The sequence below is a fragment of the Bacterioplanoides pacificum genome (assembly GCF_042648445.1).
Lineage (GTDB): Bacteria > Pseudomonadota > Gammaproteobacteria > Pseudomonadales > Oceanobacteraceae > Bacterioplanoides > Bacterioplanoides pacificum.
In genome coordinates this window covers 545612-570869 of record NZ_JBHRYB010000005.1, presented here as the reverse complement: position 1 = coordinate 570869, position 25258 = coordinate 545612, and the positions used below count along the sequence as shown (strand labels likewise).

20 protein-coding genes and 1 pseudogene are annotated in these 25258 nt (G+C 53.2%); 12 read left to right on the top strand and 9 right to left on the bottom strand.

All coding sequences use genetic code 11. The features are described 5' to 3' along the window. Positions 1-38: 38 nt before the first annotated feature. The gene (gene apbC / locus ACFOMG_RS07215; RefSeq protein WP_376865703.1) at positions 39-1133 is read right to left on the bottom strand and encodes an iron-sulfur cluster carrier protein ApbC; all 1095 of its coding nucleotides are present in this window, start codon (positions 1131-1133) and stop codon (positions 39-41) included. Positions 1134-1508: 375 nt separating this feature from the next. Here apbC and rsxA point away from each other — a divergent pair, with 375 nt between their 5' ends. The 6 genes from rsxA to ACFOMG_RS07185 are packed head-to-tail and all read left to right on the top strand — an operon-like array spanning position 1509 to position 7607. After that, positions 1509-2090 (top strand): electron transport complex subunit RsxA, encoded by a 582-nt coding sequence (gene rsxA / locus ACFOMG_RS07210; protein WP_376865702.1) that lies wholly within the window; start codon positions 1509-1511, stop codon positions 2088-2090. Between the two features lie 16 nt (positions 2091-2106). Then, entirely contained in the window at positions 2107-2745 is a 639-nt protein-coding gene (rsxB, locus tag ACFOMG_RS07205; protein WP_376865701.1) for an electron transport complex subunit RsxB, read from the top strand. Next, positions 2742-5171, top strand: a complete 2430-nt coding sequence (gene rsxC / locus ACFOMG_RS07200) for an electron transport complex subunit RsxC (protein ID WP_376865700.1) — start codon at positions 2742-2744, stop codon at positions 5169-5171. Before rsxB ends, rsxC begins: the two co-directional genes overlap by 4 nt. Next, complete coding sequence (gene rsxD, locus ACFOMG_RS07195; protein ID WP_376865699.1) at positions 5171-6217, top strand: electron transport complex subunit RsxD; 1047 nt, start codon at positions 5171-5173, stop codon at positions 6215-6217. Before rsxC ends, rsxD begins: the two co-directional genes overlap by 1 nt. A gap of 11 nt (positions 6218-6228) precedes the next feature. Further along, positions 6229-6894: an electron transport complex subunit RsxG gene (gene rsxG, locus ACFOMG_RS07190; protein ID WP_376865698.1), complete on the top strand. Its 666-nt coding sequence runs from the start codon at positions 6229-6231 to the stop codon at positions 6892-6894. Beyond that, positions 6894-7607, top strand: a complete 714-nt coding sequence (locus ACFOMG_RS07185; protein ID WP_376865697.1) for an electron transport complex subunit E — start codon at positions 6894-6896, stop codon at positions 7605-7607. Before rsxG ends, ACFOMG_RS07185 begins: the two co-directional genes overlap by 1 nt. Positions 7608-7872: 265 nt before the next feature. Here ACFOMG_RS07185 and ACFOMG_RS07180 read toward each other — a convergent pair whose 3' ends face one another. Next, positions 7873-10041 carry a molybdopterin oxidoreductase family protein gene (locus ACFOMG_RS07180; RefSeq protein WP_376865695.1) on the bottom strand — a complete coding sequence of 723 codons (2169 nt, stop codon included), beginning with the start codon at positions 10039-10041 and terminating at the stop codon, positions 7873-7875. A gap of 338 nt (positions 10042-10379) precedes the next feature. On the opposite strand from ACFOMG_RS07180, the gene ACFOMG_RS07175 reads away from it, so the two are divergent. Then, positions 10380-13172, top strand: coding sequence for a bifunctional aconitate hydratase 2/2-methylisocitrate dehydratase (locus tag ACFOMG_RS07175; RefSeq protein WP_376865694.1), 2793 nt, complete (start codon positions 10380-10382; stop codon positions 13170-13172). Between the two features lie 570 nt (positions 13173-13742). Here ACFOMG_RS07175 and ACFOMG_RS07170 read toward each other — a convergent pair. Further along, positions 13743-14642 carry an IS3 family transposase gene (locus ACFOMG_RS07170; RefSeq protein ID WP_376865693.1) on the bottom strand — a complete coding sequence of 300 codons (900 nt, stop codon included), beginning with the start codon at positions 14640-14642 and terminating at the stop codon, positions 13743-13745. Positions 14643-14903: 261 nt separating this feature from the next. Here ACFOMG_RS07170 and ACFOMG_RS07165 point away from each other — a divergent pair, with 261 nt between their 5' ends. Continuing rightward, the gene (locus ACFOMG_RS07165) at positions 14904-15581 is read left to right on the top strand and encodes a hypothetical protein (protein WP_376865692.1); all 678 of its coding nucleotides are present in this window, start codon (positions 14904-14906) and stop codon (positions 15579-15581) included. 147 nt (positions 15582-15728) lie between these two features. Here the strand turns inward: ACFOMG_RS07165 and ACFOMG_RS07160 are convergent. Beyond that, positions 15729-16016, bottom strand: a pseudogene (locus ACFOMG_RS07160) (transposase); the annotation flags it as partial. 232 nt (positions 16017-16248) lie between these two features. Between ACFOMG_RS07160 and ACFOMG_RS07155 the strand changes: the two are divergent. Then, positions 16249-17421, top strand: a complete 1173-nt coding sequence (locus ACFOMG_RS07155) for a Fic family protein (protein WP_376865691.1) — start codon at positions 16249-16251, stop codon at positions 17419-17421. On the opposite strand, the gene ACFOMG_RS07150 is transcribed toward ACFOMG_RS07155, so the two are convergent. Together ACFOMG_RS07150 and ACFOMG_RS07145 are read right to left on the bottom strand one after the other, a co-directional pair. Then, positions 17414-17998 (bottom strand): LysE family translocator, encoded by a 585-nt coding sequence (locus tag ACFOMG_RS07150; protein ID WP_376865690.1) that lies wholly within the window; start codon positions 17996-17998, stop codon positions 17414-17416. The genes ACFOMG_RS07155 and ACFOMG_RS07150 overlap by 8 nt on opposite strands. Before the next feature lie 160 nt (positions 17999-18158). Next, complete coding sequence (locus ACFOMG_RS07145; protein WP_376865688.1) at positions 18159-19901, bottom strand: protein adenylyltransferase SelO; 1743 nt, start codon at positions 19899-19901, stop codon at positions 18159-18161. 156 nt (positions 19902-20057) lie between these two features. Here ACFOMG_RS07145 and ACFOMG_RS07140 point away from each other — a divergent pair, with 156 nt between their 5' ends. Beyond that, on the top strand, positions 20058-20573 hold the full coding sequence (locus ACFOMG_RS07140) for a hypothetical protein (RefSeq protein ID WP_376865687.1): 516 nt from the start codon (positions 20058-20060) through the stop codon (positions 20571-20573). Positions 20574-20610: 37 nt separating this feature from the next. On the opposite strand, the gene ACFOMG_RS07135 is transcribed toward ACFOMG_RS07140, so the two are convergent. Continuing rightward, the gene (locus ACFOMG_RS07135) at positions 20611-21036 is read right to left on the bottom strand and encodes a hypothetical protein (protein ID WP_376865685.1); all 426 of its coding nucleotides are present in this window, start codon (positions 21034-21036) and stop codon (positions 20611-20613) included. A gap of 379 nt (positions 21037-21415) precedes the next feature. Here ACFOMG_RS07135 and ACFOMG_RS07130 point away from each other — a divergent pair, with 379 nt between their 5' ends. Further along, on the top strand, positions 21416-21568 hold the full coding sequence (locus ACFOMG_RS07130; RefSeq protein WP_376865683.1) for a hypothetical protein: 153 nt from the start codon (positions 21416-21418) through the stop codon (positions 21566-21568). A 54-nt stretch (positions 21569-21622) separates the two neighbouring features. Here the strand turns inward: ACFOMG_RS07130 and ACFOMG_RS07125 are convergent, their stop codons facing one another. Then, positions 21623-23236, bottom strand: a complete 1614-nt coding sequence (locus tag ACFOMG_RS07125) for a methyl-accepting chemotaxis protein (protein ID WP_376865681.1) — start codon at positions 23234-23236, stop codon at positions 21623-21625. Between the two features lie 439 nt (positions 23237-23675). Beyond that, positions 23676-23969 (bottom strand): hypothetical protein, encoded by a 294-nt coding sequence (locus ACFOMG_RS07120; protein WP_376865680.1) that lies wholly within the window; start codon positions 23967-23969, stop codon positions 23676-23678. Positions 23970-24345: 376 nt separating this feature from the next. Here ACFOMG_RS07120 and ACFOMG_RS07115 point away from each other — a divergent pair, with 376 nt between their 5' ends. After that, positions 24346-25257 (top strand): acyltransferase, encoded by a 912-nt coding sequence (locus ACFOMG_RS07115; RefSeq protein WP_376865678.1) that lies wholly within the window; start codon positions 24346-24348, stop codon positions 25255-25257. The last annotated feature ends 1 nt before the right edge of the window (position 25258 follow it).

Below are 25258 nucleotides of genomic sequence, written 5' to 3'. Positions count from 1 at the left end.
AACAAGCCCGGGCAGAACACCCGGGCCGGGGTGTGGATTCAGTCGTCAGACACCTGAATATCCGGTATCACACCTGCCGCCGCCGGACGCCGGGCTAATCCCACGGCCATACGGCGCGCCGCATGACGATACATCATACTGACCTCAGAACAATCGTCGGCTGCCACCACCGGCGTGCCGGCATCGCTTTGCTCGCGGATGTATTTCGACAGCGGCAACGACCCCAACACCTCAGTCTGGTAGGTTTGCGCCAGTCGTTCGGCGCCTTCTTCACCAAAAATATGTTCTGCATGACCACACTGGGAACAAATATGCATGCTCATGTTTTCGATCATACCCAGCACCGGAATATTCACCTTGCGGAACATCTCCACACCTTTTTTGGCGTCCGCCAGCGCAATATCCTGCGGCGTGGTAACAATCACGGCACCGGAAACCGGGAATTTCTGGCTCAGCGTCAGCTGGATATCACCGGTGCCCGGCGGCATATCGATAATCAGATAATCCAGCTCGCCCCATTGGGTCTGGGTCATAATCTGTTGTAGCGCCCCCGCGACCATAGGGCCACGCCAGACCATTGGTGTGTCTTCCGTCACCAGATAAGCCATCGACATGGTTTTAATGCCGTGTGCTTCAACCGGTACAAACCACTTATTGTCGATGGTTTCCGGCCGGGTACCATCAGCGACACCCAGCATAATGCCCTGACTCGGGCCATAAATATCGGCGTCCAGCAGCCCCACCCGGGCACCGTCTTTGGCCAGTGCCAGCGCCAGGTTTACGGACGTGGTCGATTTACCCACCCCACCTTTACCGGAGGCCACCGCCACGATGTGTTTTACCTGAGCAATGGCTTCGATATTGGCGGTATTTTCATTGCCACTTACCTGCCAGCTGACATTCACACAAGCACTGTCCACCTCATCGAGGTTTTCCAGCGCGACGGTTAACATCTGGGCAATGCCACCTTTAAGGTATTCGGACGGGTAATCCAGGTGAATATCCACCGCCACGTCGGTGCCCTGAATACGGATATCGCGCACCGCTCCGGCACTGACCAGGTCCTGATCCAGATACGGGTCGGTATAAGATTTCAGTGCGTCTTCAATCTGGTTTCGGCTAATTTCAGTCACAATTTGGTTCCAGCTCATCACCACAATAACAGCGCCGGATTGTACGGCCTGGCGCGCCAATTACCAATGCCCGTGCAGGCCTGCAACTGTTCATTCACCTCAGCTGGCCGCCCGTTTCTTTTGATGCGTGTCATATCAGGCCAGAGCAACCCGGCTTACACTCCTTATCCTGAGGTTGGCCAGCAAAGCCCTGAGTATTAGCTATGACTAATCCTAAGCTTATTCCAATTAGTGATTAAAACCACCAAGAACCTTGTTGTACGAAATATCGCAAATTTGGGATAATGCGCGCCCTATTTTTATCTCAGCGGCACGGTATCGTTCTGATGTTTGTGGTGTTAGCGGCTGAAACGCAGGATAAACACGAGTGAATCCATGACTGACTATTTACTGATTCTGGTAAGCACCATCCTGGTGAACAACTTTGTGCTGGTACAGTTCCTGGGACTGTGCCCTTTTATGGGGGTTTCCAATAAGCTGGAAACGGCCATTGGCATGGGCGCCGCGACCACCTTTGTGCTGACCCTGGCATCGGTCTGCAGTTATCTGGTGTACAACTATATTCTGCTGCCATTCGACCTGGCCTACCTGAAGACCATCAGTTTTATCATGGTCATCGCTGTGGTGGTGGGATTTACCGAAATGGCAATCCGCAAAACCAGCCCGTTGTTATACCGGGTATTGGGTATTTTCCTGCCACTCATCACCACCAACTGTGCGGTGCTGGGGGTGGCTCTGCTGAACATCAAACGTGACAACGGCTTTGTTGAATCCATTCTGTATGGTTTTGGCGCTGCCGTCGGCTTTTCGCTGGTGATGGTGCTGTTTGCTGCCATGCGTGAACGCATTGCCGTTGCCGATGTGCCTAAGCCGTTTCAGGGTTCCGCCATCGCCATGATTACCGCCGGCCTGATGTCACTGGCCTTTATGGGCTTCACCGGCCTGGTCAGTATCTGAAGGAGCACGGATTATTATGTCGACTGCTGTTATCGCTATTATTGTTGCCGTTGTGGTGCTGGTTGTACTGGCCGCCTTTTTTGGCGGCGTGCTGGGTTTTGCTGCCGTACGTTTTAAGGTGGAAGGCAATCCGATTGTCGATCAGATCAACAACCTGTTGCCCCAGACCCAGTGTGGCCAGTGTTCCTACCCGGGTTGCAAACCGTACGCCGAAGCCATTGCCAATGGCGAAAAAATCAACAAGTGCCCACCCGGTGGTGAAGGTACGATTCAGGCACTGGCCGATTTATTAGGCGTTGACCCTGAACCACTCGATGCCGAACACGGAGCCGAAAAAGACGTGCCAACCGTGGCAGTCATTCGTGAAGATGAGTGCATCGGCTGTACCAAATGTATTCAGGCCTGCCCGGTAGACGCCATTCTGGGAGCCGCCAAACAGATGCACACCGTCATCGCTGACGAGTGCACTGGCTGTGATTTATGCGTAGAACCCTGCCCGGTCGATTGTATCGACATGGTGCCGGTTGCCCGGGACACCGGCAGCTGGTACTGGCAGGCCCCGACCAGCGGAGTAGAACTGATCGCTACCGACAAACACCCGGCCACCGGCCAGCCGCAGAATGACCCCAGCGACGATCAGCGGGGTGCGGCATGAGCAAGCTGATTCGCCTGTACGATTTTGATGGCGGCATTCATCCGCGTGAGAACAAACAGCAGTCGACCCAACAGCCCATTCAGACGGCACCCATCGCACCACAACTGACGCTGCCATTGCATCAGCATATTGGCGCCGAAGCGGTGCCGGTGGTAGAAGTGGGAGAACGGGTGCTGAAGGGCCAGTTGCTGGCCGAAGCCGATGGTTTTGTCAGTGTACCGCTGCACGCCCCGACCTCGGGGGTGATCAGCGCCATTGAACATCGCCAGGTGCCACACGCCTCCGGACTGGAAGCCTTGTGTATTGTGCTCGACAGCGACGGCCAGGATCAGTGGTGCGAGCACCCCGACCTGCTGAGCCAGCTGGGAGCCGATGATTTATCCGACCTCAGCGCCAGCGACCTGATTCAGCACATCAGCCGCTGTGGCATTGCCGGCATGGGCGGCGCTGGTTTTCCGACCGCCGTGAAACTGCACAGCCAGCAGAAAATCGACACCCTGATTATTAACGGCGCCGAATGTGAGCCTTATATCACCGCCGACGATATGCTGATGCGCGAACGCGCCCGGGATGTGGTCAGCGGTGCCCAGGTGTTACTGCATATCCTCGGTGCCAGTCGTTGCATGATTGGCGTCGAGGACAACAAGCCGGAAGCCATCAGCGCACTGAATGCGGCGCTGGTGGAACTGCACGAACAACACCACATTCAGGTGGTGGCGATTCCAACCAAATACCCGTCCGGCGGCGAAAAACAACTGATTCAGATCCTCACCGGCCAGGAAGTTCCCGCCGGTGGTATTCCCGCCAATCTCGGCATTGTTTGTCAGAACGTCGGTACCGCCGCGGCCATCAGCCAGGCGGTGTATCAGGGTAAACCGCTGATCAGCCGTATTACCACCGTCACCGGCGACGCCAACCAGCAGCCCGGCAACTGGGAAGTCCTGCTTGGCACACCGGTGTCTTTTTTATTACAACAAGGCGGTTACCAGCCACAGCCCCGGCCACGGGTGATTATGGGTGGCCCGATGATGGGTTTTGCCCTGCCACAGCTTGAGCTGCCGGTGGTTAAAACCACCAACTGCCTGCTGGCGCCAACCGACCAGGAACTGCCGCCCAACGACATCGCCATGGCCTGTATCCGTTGTGGTATGTGTGCCGACGCCTGTCCGGCAGAACTGTTACCACAACAGCTGTACTGGTTCAGCAAAGCGCAGGAATTCGACAAGGCCGAGCAACACAACCTGTTCGACTGTATCGAATGTGGCGCCTGCTCTTACGTGTGTCCCAGCCATATCCCGCTGGTGCAATATTACCGCTACGCCAAAGGTGCGGTGCGTGAAGAACGGGCAGCCCAGGCCAAGGCTGAAAAAGCCAAAGAACGGTTTGAAAACCGCCTGGCCCGCCAGGAACGCGAAAAAGCGGAAAAAGAAGCCAAACGAAAAGCCCGGGCCGAAGCCGCCACCCAGGCTCAGAGTGCTAAAAAAGCCGCTCCGGCAGCAGCCAGCGAGAACAGTGCCGAACTGGAAAAACTGCAGAAACAGCTCGACGGTGCTCAGGCAGCACTGAAGAAAACCCAGGAAAAGCTTGATAACACCCGCGAAGATGCGGCCCAGGCGGAAAAAATTCCGGCGTTTGAAGCCGCACTGGAGAAAACCCAGAGCAAGATCAAAGACCTGGCGCTGCAAATCGCGAGCGCCAAAAAAGCCGCCAAGGCAACGCCACCAGCAACTGACACCGATAAAGGCGACCCGAATTCACCCGAGCGCCTGCAGAAAAAGTGGCAAACCGCTCAGGCACGCCTGGAAACTGCACAGAAGCGACTGGCTCAGGCGCAAGAGCAAGGGCTGGATACCGTTGCTGCACTGCAAGAAGGCATCGCCAAACAACAGCTGCGTGTCGATGACGCCAAAGCCGCTTACGACGCCAGCTTGGCTGGTGGCACTACCGCCAGTACTGAAACAACCAGCGGCGCGACTACCTTTGATGCGGCGACGCTGGAAAAACTGCAGAAGCAGTTAGCCGCGGCACAAACCGCAAAAAGCAAAACCGAAGAAAAACTGACCGCCGCCAGAGAAGATCCGCAACAGGCGAACAAAGTCGCGTCGTTTGAAGCCGCGCTGGCCAAGACCCAGGACAAAATCAAAGACCTGGCCAAACAGATTGCGGCCGAAAAGAAGGCGCAAAAAGCGGCCACTACGGCCCAGCCAGCCGCCAGCCCGGATGCCGACCCGCGCGCAACCTTAAAGAAAAAAATTCTGGCTCAGTCAGACCGACTGGAAAAAGCGCAGGAGCGCCTCAACATGGCACAACAACAGGGCCTGGACACTGTTACCGCACTGCAGAAAGCGGTCGATAAACAAGCCGATAAACTGACCCAGCTGGAAGCCGACCTGAACCAGCTCAGCGCTACGGAGGGAGATGCCTGATGGCTTTGCTCACCTTATCATCGCCCCACACCCATGGCCCCAACAGCACCCAGAAGGTGATGCTGACGGTGATGCTGGCGACTTTACCGGGTCTGGCAGTCACTACCGGCCTGTTCGGTTTTGGTACTCTGATCAACGTGATACTGGCTTCCGTGGTGGCGCTTGCCAGCGAAGCCATTATCCTGAGCCTGCGCAAACGGCCGGTCGGATTTTTCCTGCGCGATAACAGCGCCCTGCTGACCGGTGTGTTACTGGGCCTGGCCCTGCCGCCATTTGCGCCCTGGTGGATCACGGTGATCGCCAGCAGCTTTGCGGTGGTGTTTGCCAAACAGCTGTATGGCGGCCTCGGCAACAACCCCTTTAACCCGGCGATGGTGGGTTACGCACTGGTGCTGGTATCGTTTCCGGTACAAATGACCACCAACTGGGCGCTATCAAGCCAGATGACCGGCAGCAGCTTCGCGCCTCTGGGCGATACCCTGGCCGCTATTTTTGCCGCCAGTCCGGTGGATGGCTACAGCGGTGCCACACCACTGGATGCCTACAAACACCTGATTGATAAACAGACCTCCGACGTCGTGCTGCAACAGGCAACCTTTAATGGCTGGCTGAACGGCGGCTGGGAGTGGGTCAACCTGGCCTATCTGCTCGGTGGCGTGGTACTGATCTGGCGCCGTATTATCAGCTGGCATATCCCATTGGCGATGCTCGCCGGCCTGGCGCTGTGCTCGCTATTGTTCGGCTGGGATGAAGACATGTATACACCGCTGTCGTTGCACCTGCTCAGTGGTGCCACCATGTTAGGAGCGTTTTTTATCGCCACCGACCCGGTGTCAGCCGCCACTACCGTGCGTGGCAAGCTGATCTATGGCGCTGGTATTGGCGTATTGCTGTACATCATTCGTACCTGGGGTGCGTATCCGGATGCCGTGGCGTTTGCCGTGATCCTGATGAACTTTGCCGCCCCCTTTATTGATGCCTACACCCAGCCCCGCACCTATGGTCATAAAAAAGCCAGACGTGGTCTGGCGGCGAAAAAGAATTAAGGACAGCACCTATGAACGAACTTCTGCTTTCCATTCGTAATAATGCCGTTGGCCTGGCGCTGTTTGCCATGGTCACCGCCGGTGCTATCGCTGTGGCTCAGGTTGGTACACAACAACGTATTGAACAGAATATCCGCCAGGCCGAAGCCAAAGCGTTAAACGACATCGTGCCGCGCGACCAGTACGACAACGACCTGTTAAGCGACACCCTGGCACTGGACGACCAGTTTAACCGCCAGTTGCTTGGCCCCATCAGCGACGATGCCGTAATCCATCTGGCCCGGCGCGAGGGCAAGGTCCATACCGCAATCATCCCGGCGGTAGCTCCGGATGGTTACACCACCCAGATCAGCCTGATTGTTGGTGTCCGAGCCAATGGCAGCCTGGCCGGTGTGCGGGTGATCGAACATAAAGAAACCCCCGGACTGGGTGACAAAGTCGACCTGAAAAAATCCAACTGGATTCTCGGCTTTAACGGTAAATCCCTGTTAAACCCACAGTCAGACGGCTGGAATGTGAAAAAAGACGGCGGTGAGTTTGACCAGTTTACCGGCGCCACCATCACCCCCCGGGCCGTGGTGCGGGCGGTGAAAAACGCCCTGACCTTTTTCCAGCAGCACAAACAGCAGATTATCCGGCAGCGACTGGCCGAACCGGCCATCACGGAGGCGCAATAATGGCGAGCAAATCATTACGTGACATCAGCCTTGACGGCTTATGGCATAACAACCCGGCTCTGGTGCAGTTATTGGGCTTATGCCCGCTGCTGGCGGTCACCGGCTCGGTGGTGAACGCACTGGGCTTGGGGCTCGCGACCATGATGGTGTTAATTGGCTCCAACCTGTCGGTATCACTGATCCGCAACCATGTATCCGAAGCAGTGCGCCTGCCCGCTTTTGTGATGATCATTGCCTCGTTCGTCACCGTGGCGGAGCTGGTGATGCAGGCCTTTACCTACGAGCTGTATCAGGTACTGGGGATTTTTATCCCGCTGATCGTCACCAACTGCGCAATCCTCGGACGTGCGGATGCCTTTGCCTGTAAAAACCCGATCCTGCCGTCGGTGGTCGACGGCTTTATGATGGCGCTGGGCTTTACCCTGGTACTGGTGGTGCTCGGTGCCATGCGTGAAATATTGGGCCAGGGGGTGATTTTTTCCGATATGCATCTGCTGTTTGGCCCCGCCGCCGCCAGCTGGAAAATTGAACTGGTTAAAGATTACCCGGACTTCCTGTTTGCCATTCTGCCACCCGGGGCATTTGTTGCGATGGGCTTATTGATTGCGCTGAAAAACATCATCGACGATCAGATTAAACAGGCTGCAGATGCCAGAAAAGAGCCAATTGAAGTGGGCAGTAAACGGGTGCGGGTAACAGGCAAGATCAGTTAAATCGGGGACAAGGTCCCCTCCCACACAACCACAACGTCGCAGCAGCCGTTATATCGACACTATATCGGGGACAAGGTCCCCTCCCACACAATCACAACGTCGTAGCAGCCGTTACATCGACACTGTATCGGGGACAAGGTCCCCTCCCACACAATCACAACGTCGTAGCAGGCGTTACATCGGCACTGTATCGGGGACAAGGTCCTCTCCCACACAATGACTGTGTCGTGGGAGCGGACCCTGTCCGCGACACGTAACCGCCAGATCAGGAAGCCCGTGCCAGCGTCACCGGCACCGCATTTAATGCCGCATTACCGGTTAACTCATCAACCAGCAAATCATCGGTTAACTCATTGGCATTCACACCAGGCTGCTGCAGCGCGGTCTGCAATTTCACGCCCGGCAGGTTATGACCATAGCCATGAGGCAGACTGACCACCCCAGGCATAATCTCATCGCTGATTTCCACCGGCGCCAGAACCTCAGCGGTGCGGGAGATAACCTTCAGGCTATCGCCGTCGGCCACCTCCAGCACCGCCGCATCATCCGGATGAAGCAACAAGGTGCAACGGTCAGCGCCTTTAATCAGCCGTTGGCTGTTGTGCATCCAGGAATTATTGGAGCGAATATGACGACGACCAATCAGCAACAGTCCGTCAGCGGCTAGTGGTTGCAGCAGTTGTTGTTTCACCCTCTCAAGCTCATTGCAGTACAACTCTGGCGTCAGTTGCAGGCGTTTGTCTTTATGAAATAAACGCTGTGGCATCACCGGCTGTAAAGCCCCCAAATCGACGCCTTCGGGCTGTTGTTGCAGGCGTTTCAGATCGAGGCCCGACTTACCCGCTGCCAGCATTTTATTCAGCAGGCCTTTCGGCTTCAGCCAGCCGATGGTCTGATAGGTCAGCCAGTTACTGAAGCGCTTTTTCGCGCTGCCGGAATTATTAAAACCTTTGGCCAGCGCCAGCAGAATCTGCCAGTCTTCTTTTTCTCCGGCACCCGGCGCAAACAAGGGTTGCGAATATTTCGCCACATTACGCACGGCAAAATTATTAAAAATCAGATCATAATGATCGCGCTGCAACTGGCTGACCGGCGGCAGAATAATATCAGCATGGCGGGTGGTGGCGTTGATATAACCATCCACCGACACCATAAATTCCAGCGATTCAAAGGCTTTTTCCAGCTGCTTGCTGTTCGGTGTAGCAACAATCGGATTACCGGCGACCGTCACCATGGCTTTAATCTGAGTCTCACCTTTCTTGTTATCCGCTTCCGTCAGAATTTCTTCGGCCAGTGCCGCGACCGGAAATTCACCACCAAACTCCGGCAGGCCGCGCACCCGCGAGCGGTATTTATCGTAATGGCCGCGACTGCCGCGTGCTGCCAGAATCGCCGGCAAATCCACCGCAGGCGAGGTAAACATCGCCCCACCCGGGCGATCAAAATTACCGCTGATAATATTCAGCACATTGATCAGCCACTGACACAAACCGCCATACTGCTGCACCGACACCCCCATACGGCCGTAACACACCGCCGAGTCTGCCGCCAGCCATTGACGCGCGAGATCACGCAGCTGAGCGGCGGCAATACCGGTTCGGGTCGCGGTGACTTCCGGCGAGAATTCCGCTGACAAGGCTTTCAGATCGCGGCTGTCGACGTAATCCGGCAGTGCTGGCAGCTCGCTTTCGTGGCTGAACACATACAACAGCGATAACAACATCAACACATCCTGACCCGGGCGGATAAACAGATGCTCACTGCTGAATTTGGCGGTTTCGCTGCGGCGCGGATCCACCAGAATCACCTTGCCGCCGCGCTCAGTGATGGCTTTTAAGCGGTTTTTGATATCCGGCACCGTCATGATAGAACCGTTGGACGCTACCGGATTGCCGCCGATGATCAGCATAAAATCGGTGCGATCAATATCCGGAACCGGCATCAGTAACTGGTGGCCAAGCATAAAATAACTGGCCATATGGTGCGGCAACTGGTCGACCGAGGTCGCCGAAAATTTATTGCGGGAACCAATGGCGCGCAACAACATCGGGCCAACCAATAAATTGCCGTAATTATGCACGTTGGGATTACCGAGATAACTGCCCACCGCATCGCGGCCGTATTGTTGCTGCACCCGCTGTAATCCGGCTACCGCCTCAGAGATGGCCTGCGGCCAGCTGATTTCCTGCCAGCTGCCATCGGGCTGTTTTTTTACCGGCCGGGTCAGGCGATCCGGATCCTTGTGCAGATCCTGCAATGCGGTGGCTTTGGGGCAGATATAACCACGACTGAACGGGTCATCTTTGTCACCTTTGATGGCAATAATCTGCTCGTCCGGCGCTTCCCCCTGAAGGGTAATCTCCAGACCACAAGTGGCTTCACACAAGCAACAGGTACGTTTATGAATACGGCTTTTCTGCTCGGCATCAGTCATCGCGGGAGTCCTTGTACAGGGCATTTTTATCGTTATTCAGCCACTATAAATGAGTCACCGGAGGCAAGATAGCGGGCAATTGTGCCAAATCGGCGGTAGCGCCGACCACCGCTGACGACGCTATCCGACCAGAGTCGGCATTCACAGGATTTATAACGAACATAAGCCGAATAAGAGCAATTTATAAACTATTCGACCTTCGCCTTCTTTAACCCAAAGTCCCGGATGGCCTATAATTGCCGGCTGAAATTCCGTGTGAATGTTAACGTCCATCAGGGCTGCAGAGCGCTTAGCTGTAACCCTGATGGGTTCAATAAGATGAAGAATGAGAGATTCGTATGAGCTTGTATTCTGAATACCTACAAGAGATCGAAGTTCGTAAAAACGAACTGGGTCTGCACCCAAAACCTATCGACAGTGCTGAACTGCTGTCTGAAATCATTGCCCAGATCAAAGACAGCGGCAATGAACACCGCGAAGACTCGCTGAACTTCTTCATCTACAACACCCTGCCAGGTACGACTCCGGCGGCTGGTGTTAAAGCTAAGTTCCTGAAAGACATCGTTACTGGTGCAGAAACGGTTGCTGAAATCTCTCCGGAATTCGCTTTAGAGCAACTGTCTCACATGAAAGGCGGCCCATCTGTTGAAGCGCTGCTGGACATCGCTCTGTCTGACGATGCCAACAACGCTGCTGCCGGTGAAGTTCTGAAGTCTCAGGTATTCCTGTACGACGCAGACACCACTCGCCTGGCTGAAGCTTTCAAAGCTGGCAACGCCATTGCCAAAGACATTCTGGAAAGCTACGCAAAAGCAGAATTCTTCACCAAGCTGGACGACATCCCAGAGAAAATTAAGGTCATCACCTACATCGCTGCTGAAGGTGACATCTCTACCGACCTGCTGTCTCCGGGCAACCAGTCTCACTCCCGTGCTGACCGTGAACTGCACGGCCTGTGCATGATTTCTCCTGAAGCTCAGCAAGAAATCAAAAAAATGGGTGAAGACAACCCAGACGCTAAAGTGATGCTGATCGCAGAGAAAGGCACCATGGGCGTAGGTTCTTCCCGTATGTCTGGTGTTAACAACGTGGCACTGTGGGCCGGTGAAAAAACCTCTCCATACATCCCGTTCGTTAACAACCGTCCGGTTGTTGCCGGTACTAACGGTATCGCACCTATCTTCCTGACGACTGTCGGCGTAACCGGTGGTATCGGTCTGGACCTGAAAAACTGGGTACAGAAAAAAGACGAAAACGGCGACATCGTACGTGACGAAAACGGCGATCCGGTACTGGAAGAAGCATACTCTGTTAAGACCGGTACCGTTCTGACCATCGACACCAAAGCCAAGAAGCTGCTGGACAGCGAAGGCAATGTACTGGTTGATGTAGCCTCTGCTTTCACGCCACAAAAAGTGGAATTCATGAAAGCTGGCGGTTCTTACGCGGTAACTTTCGGTAAGAAGATCCAGACTTTCGCTGCTGAAACTCTGGGTATTGAAGCACCGGTTGTTTACGCTGCGTCGAAAGAAATCTCTATCGAAGGCCAGGGCCTGACCGCGGTTGAGAAGATCTTCAACCGTAACGCGGTTGGTGTTACCTCTAAGACGCCTCTGCACACCGGTTCTGACGTGCGCGTTAAAGTGAACATCGTTGGTTCTCAGGACACTACTGGTCCTATGACCTGTCAGGAACTGGAGTCCATGGCGGCTTCTACCATCTCTCCTGACGTTGATGGTGCGTTCCAGTCTGGCTGTCACACAGCGTCTGTATGGGACAACAAAGCGAAGGCCAACACGCCTAAGCTGATGGCGTTCATGAACGCATTTGGTGTGATTACTGCGCGCGATCCTAAGGGTGTTTACCACTCCATGACCGACGTAATCCACAAAGTACTGAACGACATTACTGTGGACGATCGCGCGATCATCATCGGTGGTGACTCTCACACCCGTATGTCTAAAGGTGTCGCGTTCGGTGCGGACTCCGGTACGGTTGCTATCGCACTGGCTACTGGTGAAGCAGCAATGCCAATCCCAGAGTCTGTGAAGGTAACCTTCAAAGGCCACATGAAGCCACACATGGACTTCCGTGACATCGTACACGCTACCCAGGCGCAGATGCTGAAGCAGTTCAACGGCGAAAACGTGTTCCAGGGTCGTGTAATCGAAGTACAAATCGGTACTCTGCTGGCTGACCAGGCCTTCACCTTCACCGACTGGACTGCAGAAATGAAAGCGAAAGCTTCTATCTGTATCTCTACCGATGAAACCCTGATCAAGTCTCTGGAACTGGCTAAGTCCCGTATCCAGATCATGATCAACAAAGGCATGGACAACGAAGCTGGCATGCTGCAGAAGCTGATCGGCCTGGCTGACAAGCGTATTGCTGAAGTTAAGTCTGGCGAAGCACCTGCTCTGGCTCCGGATGACAACGCTAAATACTACGCTGAAGTGGTTGTAGACCTGGACGCAATCGACGAACCAATGATTGCTGACCCAGACGTAAACAACGAAGACGTATCCAAGCGTTACACCCACGACGTGATTCGTCCGACTTCTTACTACGATGGTCGTAAAGTTGACCTGGGCTTCGTTGGTTCTTGTATGGTTCACAAAGGTGACATGCAGATCATCGCTGCCATGCTGCGTAACCTGGAGAAGAACGGTCCTATCACCTTCAACGCGCCACTGGTTGTTGCGCCACCAACGTACAACATCGTTGACGAACTGAAAGCCGAAGGCGACTGGGACATCCTGGCGAAATACGCTGGCTTCATCTTCGATGATGAGCATCCAAAAGAAGCGGCTCGTACCAAGTACGAAAACCAGCTGTACCTGGAGCGTCCTGGATGTAACCTGTGTATGGGTAACCAGGAAAAAGCGGAAGCCGGTGACACCGTACTGGCCACCTCTACCCGTCTGTTCCAGGGCCGTGTTGTAGAAGACAGCGCTGAGAAGAAAGGTGAGTCTCTGCTGGGTTCTACCCCAATGGTTGTTCTGTCTACTATCCTGGGTCGTTTCCCGACTCTGGAAGAGTACAAAGCAGCGGTTGAAGGCATCAACCTGACGTCTTTCGCTCCGCCGTCTGAAGACCTGGCTCGTCCAGCGATTCCTCTGAAAGCGGTTTGACGTACAGGAAGTACTAATGCCGCGTAGGACATGGATGTCCGCGAGCGGCCAAGCTTTAGAGGTTATTAGCCCACTGCCCTGCTGTTTACTACAAACGCGCAGAAAGTGGGCTAAGCTCAGCCAATGCGCTAAGCTAGAAATGAACGGTTGGGTTTTGATATTTCAGGGCCGAAACTTGCTCCATGCAGTTCCGGCATTTCCCACATCCATGTGGGGCAAGCACAAAAGATCAATGACGACAGAGCGGATTCAGGAATCAGCCTGTGCAGCTCACTGAACTGATCGGCTTCTACTGAAAAAAACCTGATCGAATAAAAAACCGGCACTCGAAAGAGGAGCCGGTTTTTTTATTGTATGGGCATAATCACCCATAGCGGCAATAGGATTCCAGCCAGCAACTTCACTGAAAATACTCTAATAATGAGTGATCCTATTTGATGTAACTCTCGCTTCAAGTGCGCACTTCTGCGCCACCTTGTAAACGCTTGTTATAAGGCACTTAAACCTACTTCCTATTGTCCGTATACAATCCGTGTTCGAAATGTGTTCTGGTCAACAAAACAGGACACATTAATTTGCTAATTTCTCGTACTCCACAGGCGATAAATCACCGTTCGTAGAGTGCAAGCGATCCAGGTTGTAATACTTCATGTAAGCCGCTACGTCCTCCTTTATATGAGTACGTGTTGGTTGATGCACTTTGAACAACCAATCGTGTTTCAGACTGCCAAAGAAGCGTTCAACAACGGCATTATCCCAGCATGCGCCAACGTCCCCCATTGAGGCTCGTATGTCATAACCCTTCAGCAGTGTTGCGAAGGCTTTACTGGTGAACTGAGACCCTCTATAGCTGTGGAATACCAGGCCTATCGGCGGTTGGCGGAGGTTGTAAGCCTTGATCATGGCCCGGCTGATCAAGCTCGTTGTCATGCGTTTGTCGATGGCCCAGCCAACGATTCTGCGCGAGTACAAATCCATGACGATGGCCAGGTAGTACATCCAGCCTTCGCCTGTTTTCAGGTAGGTGACGTCTCCTACCCAAACCTGGTTCATGCCCACCGGGTTGAACTGCTGATTTAGCAGGTTATCCGCTACCCGGTCGCTGTGTTTACGCTTGGTCGTGACTCTATAAGCCATGCGCTGCGTGACTTTCAGCCCCAGCTGCTGCATAACCATTCGTACTCGATGACGAGTCACCCGGACGTCTTCCTCGTTCAGTTTTTTGACTAATTCACGGCTTCCAAGGCTGTTTCTGGAGGCTTTGAACAGGGCTTTGGCACGTCGGTAGAAGTGCAGCTCTTCCGCAGTGATCACCTTGGCTGGACGGGCTTTCCACCGATAGAGCAAGTTGGTGGCAATCCTCAAGGACTTAGCGGCTTCTGGAACCGCGTACCCTTGCTCAGTTACGAGAGCAACGGCTTCTTCTTTAAATTCTGGCGGGTATTGCTTGTAACTGCGTTTCTGACTCATAACTGGCACCTCTGTTGGTGAAGAGTTTATCTCTTCTTGAGGTGCCCGGGTTATTCAACCAGAACACAGTCAGATTCGACCGCACATGAATAACGGTGGGAAAAGTCCAAATGCAGCAGAGAAACTGTATTGGTATTCCTACTAAACTGTGGCCAAAATTACTTGACCACTACAAGATTTAGTGCTTCATTAAACCGTCCATGAAAACGGGGTAGAACCCTTATCTGAAAATGAGAAAAACAATAATAAAGGAATATATCGATGAAGAAGTTAATGAGTTGTATTGCTCTCAGTAGTGCTCTGGTATTCAATGCTGCGCCAGCCAGTGCTGCCTTCAGTTTGTCCGGCACAGATTTATTCAGTTCGACGTTCAGCTCTCAGAGTCCTGATGCTAATGAGGTCGATCAGGAAGCTCTGCAACTGGTTGCGCAATTACTGCAAGCAGTGCCGCAGCTGTCCGGTGTTGCCTTGGGTCAGGGCTTTAACTCCAGTCTGGGTAATTTAAGCGGTCTGTCGTCGGGTGAGGTTTATCGCATGACGCTGGCGGACGGCCTGGACGTCAGCCTGAGCAATATAACGCTGGCACCAATCGGTGCTTCGGTGAATTTCTATTTCGACGATTATCCGCTGATTCCGGCCAGTGATAACACGGAAGCCATTAATGTCAGCGGGCCAGTATCTGGCTCATTCGCCTACCGTACACTGACGCAGAAGATTTCGCTGAATCTGGATTCGGTGGATGATCAGCCGGTTATTTATTCGGGCGGTGCGCTGCAGGGCACTATGCTTGAGTTCGATAACCTGCGTATTACCATTAATACGGCTAAATATATTCCATTCTGGGAAGAGCCGGTAAAAGTGGAAGGTCGGGTGTACATTAACGGGGTTATGGTGCCGGTCGAGGAGCTGGTAACTCTGATAAAGCTGCTTTCTGCATAAGTCTGCAGTAGTGGAATCTTAATTTCACCAGCCTTACGCGTCGGATGTCCGACGCGTATTTATTCTGCCAGCTTACCCCTCAAGCTTATCCAGCACCGCTGCCAAACGGTAATCCCCCCAGAAAACAACGGTGATCAAAAGTAGAGATTAGGCCGCCATGGCCAATTTCTGTTGAGGAGTGATTCCCCCAAGACCCATGTTCGGTCGTTCGTTATTGTAATGCCAAAGCCAGCGAGTGGCGTAATTCTGAACATCCTCCAATGTGTCGAACAAGTACTGAGCCAGCCAGTCGTAACGCACCGTGCGGTTGTAACGCTCAACGTAGGCATTCTGTTGCGGATTGCCAGGCTGAATAAATACCAGCTTAATGCCTTGATTCTCTGCCCACACAGCAAGCTTGTTGCTGATGTACTCAGGACCATTATCACATCGAATAGAGCACTATCAGGACACCCACATTAGCAGCATCACATAGACACTTACGCCAACACGCTCTCTAACTAGCACTCGTCCCAAGGCCCCCGCATTCTCGGCTCATCCAACAACCTTTCATGAGCCGCAAAAGTTACCCTTACGGCTCATATAAACAACAATAACGAGCCGCAAATTTGATATTTGCGGCTCACAGCACTATAAACAAGGCACAACACAGCCACCCGGACAGCCCATGAACTACATCTGGCAACACAAACACTGGCCCAACTTCAGCTACGACAGCGGCAAGCTGTCGTCTCTGGCCTACCAGTATGCCAAGCAAGCCGCTAAGCTGACTGGCAGCCTGTCGCAAACCGATCAGGATGATTCCTTAGCCGCTCAGCTGGATCTGATGGTGGATGAGGCGATCAATACCAGCCTGATCGAAGGTGAGAACCTGAATCCAGCCAGTGTGCGATCATCGTTACAGAATTACCTGAACCTGACCCCTACTCCCATCAACGTCGCTGACGTTAAAGCAGAAGGAATGGCGGCGCTGATTGTAGACGTACGCAAGCACTTCAGTCAGCCACTCAGCAAAGAGATGCTGTTCAACTGGCATCGCATGGTGCTTGCCGGATTTGAAGACAATATCCTGCACAGCGACCTGACCGTCGGGCAATGGCGAGACAGCCCGGAACCGATGCAGATTGTTTCCGGGCCGGTTGGTTATGAGCGCGTGCATTACGAAGCACCTGCCGCACAGGATCTCGATACTTTAATGGCTGAGTTCCTGAACTGGTTTAATCAGCAAGGTCTCCTACAAGATAACCAGCAAATACCAGGGGTGATCCGCGCTGGTATCGCTCACCTGTGGTTTGAGGTTATTCACCCATTTGATGACGGTAATGGCCGTATCGGCCGTGCCATCATTGAATATGCGCTGGCGCAGGATATGGGGATGCCCGTCGTGCTCAGCATGTCGACCCATATCGAAAGAAATAAAAAGGAATATTACCGCCAGCTGAACGTTGCGAGTTGCTGTGACGCATCGGAGCTGGATGACCCTGCGGTGCTGGATATCACTGCCTGGCTCAGCTGGTTTATCGAAACTCTGATCGCGGCTCAACACGAAGCAGCCGAAAAAATAGCGACAATATTTGAGAAAACTGAATTCTGGCAGCGACACAAAAATACCGAGCTGTCAGAACGCCAGGAAACGGTTTTAAACAAGATATTCAAAGCCGGGAAAGATGGCTTCCCTAACGGCGTCAGTGCACAAAAGTATGCCGCGCTGGGGAAATGTTCCAAGGCAACCGCGACCCGTGATTTAAGCGATTTACTCGCTAAAGGCTGCTTACGCTCTCAAGGTTTGGGCCGGGGGCTGCGATATTTTTTAAATACTAAGGGCTTTCAGGCTAACTGAAAGCCACCATCCCCATATTGACCGCCACAACCAACAAAAACACCGCCATCAGCCGATTAATCCACTTTAGGTAGCTGGTCTGATAAATCCTGCGCCCGAGCAAACGCCCAAATCCATAATATAAAGATGGTGCTCCCAGGCCAAGAAACGCCAAACCAACGCTCCAGGCAACCAGAGATCCACCCGTGATACCTGCCGCCGGAAACTGCACCGTGGCCAGCGGTAAAGCGACCGATAACCCTTTCGGATTGAGAATCTGCATCAGCACACCATCGGCAAATGCCAGCGGGCGTACCTTCTCATCCCCCTGCCCCGACACATCCGAACGAAAGATCTTATAACTGAGCCAAACGATATACGCCGTGCCCAGTGCAGCTGTGCACTGCAGCAAGGTATCGCTGATCAGCTGCGCGCTAACAAAAGAAGCCGTAAGGAACAAAATGGTCATGCCGGTCGACACACCCACAAAGAAGCTAAGCATGCCGCTCTGCTTCTGAATACCGCTGTTAAGACCAATAAAATTAACGGGACCGGGCGTGTACATCACACCAACGGCATACAAAATGATTTCCAGCATAAGGATGACGACTCAAATAACCCTGCAACTTAGCAAAACAAAATGATAGGAAAGCCAGGTTGAGAAAAATAGAACAAAGTTGCGGAGCTCAGGCAGCCTCCAACATAAGCAATTCGACTTGGGGTGCGACTTGAGGGCTGTCTTGGGGGGTAATCCCCGCTCAGGACGAACAACTGTAGTGCGACACCCCACCGGCATGAAGATATTCCGCCGGTTTCTGGCGGTCGAAGCGGGCTGCCACTTCCGGTGTTTGCTCATCGTAGGGATGGGTCAGCACCTGTTGCAGTTCTTTCACCAGGCCGTAATTACCGCTGCCATCCGCACAACTCTGCATCGCCTGTTCATAAGCCGGCACCACTAACCACTCACGCCAGGTGTATTTCGGGTTGGTTTGTTTCATACGAGCAGACACAGCGCTTTCACTCTGACCTTCCAGCACCTGTGTACGCCATTGCGCCAGCCACTGCTGCCATTGGACCAGCAATGCCTCCCCCAGCGAAGCGCGGTAAAAGGTCGCCTGTAGCGGCTCAATAGTGGTTGGCAACGACGATAACGCCCGGAAAAAGCGGGTGTAGCCCGCCTGAGATTGATGCATTAACGACAGCAGTTGCGTGGTTAACGCCTGGTCGTAACTTGCCAGGCCCAGTTTAGCCGCCCACATCGTCTGAATTGCCTGACGCTGGGCTACTTCAAACCCCTGACGAATGTCGTCCAGTTGCTGCAGACTGGTGTTATCGCCATCCTGTTCCAGTAAGGTTCGCAACGCTTTCCAGAACATATGGAAGTTGGCTTCCGCCGCGGCCGGTTGATTAAAGAAAGAAAAATGCTCACCGCCGCCGGTCCAGGGCTGGAACTCTGGATCAAACACCTCACAAAAACCAAACGGGCCGTAATCCAGGGTGTAACCGCCCGCGTGGCAGTTATCACTGTTAAAATTGCCCTGGCAAAACCCCACCCGAATCCAGTTCGCCACCAATGCCGTTAATCGGCCGCGGAAACATTCCGCCAATTTTATCACCTGCTCCGCAAAGGGTAACGTCGTATCAATGTCGTCTTTATATTCGCGCTCGATCAGATGCTGAACCATTAACGTCAGCTCTTGCGGTGCGTGATCGTATTCTTTATTGCGCGTTCGCCGGGCAAATAATTCCAGCTGGCCAACACGGATAAACGACGGTGCCACACGGGTGGAAATCGCTACCGGATTATCCACCAGAATATCCGGCTCATAGCTTTGCGACTGTTCGGAATACCACGGCCGGGTAACGGTTTCCGTGGTTGAGGTAAATAATGTCAGCGACCGTGAGGTCGGAATACCCAGCGCATGCATATGCTCCTGTGCTAAAAACTCGCGCACACTGGAGCGTAATACCGCACGGCCATCGGCACCACGACAATACGGCGTACGACCGCCACCTTTTAATTGCATCTCCCAGCGTTTGCCGCGGAACACCCCTTCAAAAATCGACATCGCGCGGCCATCGCCATACCCATTGCCGGTACGGAATGGGCATTGCTGAGTGTATTCGCGGCCATAAATCGACAGCGCATAACCCGTTGCCCAGCCATACGGGCGCATATTACAGGCGTCGTTTTGCCGTACCGCCGTCATATCACCACTGAATAGCCGGGCAAAATCGCCATCGCCTGCCAGCGCATAATCCAGTCCCAACTCAGCAAATAAGCCGCTGCTGTGAGCAATGTATTGCGGGTTGGCGATCGGTGTGGGAATAACGGGCACATAATGGCCGCTGAACACCTGCCGTGGTTGTTGCTCCTGGCCATCGGCGCGGGCATCCGGATCTATATTCAGACTTTGCAGCAACGAATAATCCGCCCGGGCGCTGAACTCGCTGAACTGCGTAATCCGTTGTTCTTCTGACGATGGGGAGCATGACGACATAAAAGGCTGGCCTGAAACTAACGATCGGCTGTCAGTTTAACCTTATGCGTCGCCGAAAGACACAAAACGGCAGTGCGTCGGGACAAGCATAAATAATACAGCTATCATTACCCGGTTTTATCATGTAACCCCATTCACTGCAGGACCGTTTACTCAATGAACGACACACAAACACTGGCCAACCTTTTTGAAAACGCCTTATTAGGCATGTTGGAGCGGCGTGGTGAAGCCATCCGTTATTTTGCCAGTCAGGACGCTTTTGATTATATGAAACTATCGGTCGCTCACTGGCATCCGGATGTTTACTGGAATCTGGCGGCAAAAGACGGCCAGGAATTTGATGCCAGCGGCTACGACAAAGATTATTTCAGCCCGGAGGAATTTATTCTGCTGCTGGATTATGAACGCGTGCCGGGTGTCGCACCGTTACTGGAGGCGCTTGAAGCCATCAACGAAGCAGCGGAAGACAACGACGATGATGACATCATGCCGGACATCAGGCTGACACACAGCGCCCTGGCACTGGCCTTCAAACGCGATAGCGTGATCAATAAACTGGCCGAACTGCTGGGTGATAAAATGCCCACAGCAGACAATTTACATCAGGTTATTCATATTCATGATGTGGATGGCTACTGCGAGCAGAACTTTTTAGCGCCAGCTGACGTCTGATAATAGCGCTTCAGGGTGCGGCTTAGCGCGGACAACGCTAGCGGCGGTAATCACCTTCGTGATAACGATGCAAGATCACGCCGTCAAAGCCGCTACCCTGAATTAATTGTTGCAGAAAATCTTCCAGCATCTGTCGATCTGCTTCGCTGTTATGCTCGTCTCCCGGGCGCGAAAAATATAACGTCCAGCCACATTCAGGAAAGTCCGGAAAGCGGTGTTTACCGGACAAATCAACGTTTGGCGTCATATCAAAATACCAGCGTGGCGCCTGCTTGATGAACTGGCCGTAGGTATATTCGATTTCCGGATCATTATCCGGGTCGTCGATATTACGAATTCCGCCCTTATCCGGCCATTTGTACAGTTTCCGATACTGTTTCGTTGCCAGAAAAGCATTGATGTTATCGACAAGGCGTTGCTCGTCCTCAACTGCACATTTCAAACCCATTTCAATCGCGTTCATGGATGTCTCTTGTTAAATTCAGCGTTTATTTCCGCACATAATACAGCGCTGCTGTGCTTCGCTGCAGGACTGACACATGTGCCAGGCCGTATTGCAATAATATCTGACACTGGCCGCATCACCGGGGTCCCAGCGACGCTGACATTGCGGGCAGGCACAAAACGAGCGATTCATTGCTTTACTGCACGCCGGGCAACAAAGCTGCTCGGCCTGCTGTGGCGATAAAATGTGTTGTCCGTCAAGTTCCATATCCGCATCCGGGTTGACCCTGTTTGATAGCGTCCGGATACTGCACAATTGCGCGCCGTAATGGAAGCCATCGGACGCTGCATTGCGGCACGAGTCTAACCAAGAGCCAGCGACTGGCTGATTATATTTTATGATTATTATTGAAGTGATTGCCCCCGCCACCCATGAAGACAGCATCATCCGGCTGGCGAAACAGAACAACGCCCGCGACCACTGGATCAGCAGTCGCAGCGATAAACAAATTGCGCTAAAAATTCTGGTGGAAAAAGACCGCTCATATTAATGAGCGGCCTTGCGGTCCACAGCGAAATTTTCTGCGCGTGACGATCAGATATGCTCAGAATTTGAACCGTTGGGTATACCCCAGCAGCACCTTGGCGGTTTTGCCCAGTTTTTCCGCCGCTTCATCCGCCGAGCGTGAACGCTCTTTGGTTTGTTCGGTTAGATGGTTTACCTGAATCAGGTTACGGTCCATCTCTTTCACCACCAGGCTCTGCTCTTCGGTGGCGCTGGCAATCTGATGGGTCATATCGGTAATGGTGGTCACCGAACCGGTAATCTGCTGCAGTGCCTCACCGGCTTTATCCGCTTCCTGCACGCTGTAGTTAGCCTGTTTCACGCCACTTTCCATGCTGGTTACCGCACTGGACGAGCTCTGCTGCAAGCGGTCGATCAGGTTTTTGATTTCCGAGGTCGATTGCTGCGTACGCGCCGCCAAAGTCCGTACTTCATCGGCCACCACGGCGAAACCCCGACCTTGTTCACCGGCACGGGCGGCCTCAATGGCAGCGTTCAGGGCCAGCAGGTTGGTTTGTTCGGCAATGGCCTGAATGGTGTCGAGAATGGTACCAATGTTCACACTTTCCTGACGCACGTTGGCGATCACGCCGGATGCCTCATCAACACCGGTGGCGAGTTTGCGAATGGAGTCAATCACCGTGCGCACCGTGCTCTGGCCGGTTTCAGCAAAGCGTTGCGACTCGCCGGTGGCTTCCGAGGTGTTCTGCGCATGCTGGGCCACTTCGGTAATGGTGGCAGTCATTTCGTTCATGGCGGTCGCCAGCTGGTCAATTTCCATAGCCTGCGTCTGAAGATCCATATTGGTCTGAGCCGTGGTTTCCGCCACCACATCGGCTTCATGGGCCAGTGTCTGGGCGGAATCTACCAACCCACGAATCAGTTCACTGAGCTGAATCTGCATCTGGTTACAGGCTTCGCTGGCTTGTCCGACTTCATCACGGGATTCAATTCGCATCGGCGCCATGGTCAGGTCACCACTGGCGATCTGCTCGGCTTTTTTCTTCAGCGCATACAGAGGACGGGAAATCAGCATACTGAGCAGGATCGCCAGACCCAGTGCCAGCACCGCAGTAATGCCGGTCGCAACCCACACCACCACACTGGCACGCTCTGAAGCCGCCTCAGACTCGGCAATATAAATCACCTGCTGTTCCTGCAATAAGGTGCGCACGGTATTAAACGCGGCGCGCATATCGCTTAAGTGACGCATGGTTTTATTGTCGTATACCGACAGCGCGCTTTGCGGATTGGCCAATACTTCTCGCGCACTGGCGTGCAGGTCTTTGTGGGGCTGATCCAGGCTGTCCAGCGCCCGCTTCAGTGCCGGCATGGCCTGGTGGTAGGCATCACTGGTACGGAACTGGTCATACCAGGTACCAAACTCACATTGGGTCGGATCCAGTTTGCCGGCAAACGGCCGGCTGAACATGATGCTGTTGGCCAGATTATTGGCCCACACCAGATGACCGATTTCCCGGTCAAACTGCAGCAGCGTCACCGCCATTTCTTCCCGTGCCTTACTTTCTGCCATAGCCATGTTGCGTAATGACACAGAGATGGTCAGCGCCACCACCAGCATCAGAACGGCCAGCAGGCCAAAGCTGAACATTAATTTTTGACGAACCGACAACGAACCCAGAAATCTGGTCATGCAAACCTCACTGTTATGGAATCAGCAGCAGCTCCGATACCTTTTTACTCATAAAAGGTTATCCGGCCACCAATATATTTTTAGTCCAGATGCGCCACTTTACCAAGAGGTTATCGGACAATTGCACCATAACTTGATCTGCATCGGCCGGTTATTTTCTGCCATCACAAGGCTTGTGAAAAAATGGCAGAAAAGCCGATAAAAAGGGGCAAACGCCCCTTTTAGTGAAAATAATGCAGCAATGTTCCGATCTGAATCAGGTCGGTTTTTTGTAGCTTTTACGCAACTGTTTGCGCGCCTTGTGACCTGTTGCAGATAATCGCTGTGCAAATAACGGACTTGATTGCTGTCAGTCATCGGCGTGGCTCCTTCTGAAGCCCGACATTACACCAGCCACAAACGACCGGCTTGAACAAAATTGCTCAGCCCGGCTGCCGTTTCAGCGACGAAACGTTGGCCGGTCATACTGGCTGTAATCAACCGCACAGCTGTTCCAGCCCGTCGCCCGCTGACGGCGGCGCTCGGAGATTTTTTTGCCAAACACGGCCAGATGCACCTGCTCCATCAGCTGGTCCATTTCCCGCGGCGTGACAAACCCCATAAATACCGCGCCCTGCATAAAGCCTTCGGTACGATGGCGCTCAACATCGGCAACGGCCATGCCTTCCTTGCTGGCGCGGAACAAAGTCCGCAGACGGCGTTCCACTTCCGCCAGATACGCTTCTTTATCCATGTTATTACCCTGAATCAGTTGTCGTTATTGTCACCAAACACACCACACAGGTCGAGCCGGGGAATACGCCGGGCATCACATAATGGGGTTTCTGTACGGCCAGCTGACATTTATTTTCGATCCGCGCCAACAATCATCAGCCAACAATCATCAGCCAACAGTGATCGGCCAACAGTGATCGGCCAATCCGGTGCCGCTGCGCCCGTCATTTACTAGCCACTCAAAATTAATCAGTACTTTATCACTAGAAAGCAATAAGATAACGGTATAAATTGTTGCTGATACAGAATAGCTGTGTTTTTGATAGCTAATCCCAATTGATAACGACTGATCAATCAGATTATTATTCAAAAGTCTTATAGCCGAGTGTTGAACTATGGTATTCGGAATTATCAGCGCCCTGATGCTGCTGCTTTACACCCTGTTTCTCGGGGTGTTTTTGTACCTGTTTGTGATACTGAAAATCCTGTTGCCCGAAGCCCTGGTGCGACGCCTGATCGACCCACCCATTGAAGGGATCGCAACGCTGTGGATCGCCGGTATTTTATTCTGGACCAACCGGGTGTTCCGCGTCGACTGGGATATTCAGGGGCTGCAACGTGCCAATCCACACGAATGGTTTCTGATTACTGCCAATCATCAGAGCTGGGTGGATATTTTTGTGTTGTACCAGCTGTATCTGAATAAAGCACCGTTACTGAAGTTTTTTATTAAAAAAGAGCTGGGCTATATCCCGATTGTCGGCCAGGCCTGGTGGGCGCTCGACTTCCCGTTTATGCGCCGTTATTCGAAAACATTTTTACGCAAACACCCGGAAAAAGCCGGCGATGATTTAAAAGAAACCCAGCAGGCTTGCCGTAAATTTTCGTACCAGCCCAGCAGCGTGATGAACTTTCTTGAAGGCACCCGCTTTACCCGTGAGAAACAACAGGCCCAGAATTCGCCGTTCCGCCATTTGTTAAAACCCAAAACCGGTGGCCTGGCATTTGCCATTCAGGCATTGGGAGAACGTTTCAGCGCCTTAACCAATGTCACCATCGTCTACCCGGATGGCATTCCAACCTTCTGGGATATGTTGTGTGGCCGTTTACAACGAGTGGTGGTCCGGGTGGAAGAGCGTGAAATTCCGGAAGCATTCAGCCGCGGAGATTACCAGAACGACCGCCAGATCCGCGCTGCAATGCAACGCTGGACCAGTGATATCTGGCAGGAAAAAGATCAGCTGATCGAACAGCTGCTGGCGAACAATCACCAGACCAGCGGTAACGCCGTCGACGTTACCGGTTAGC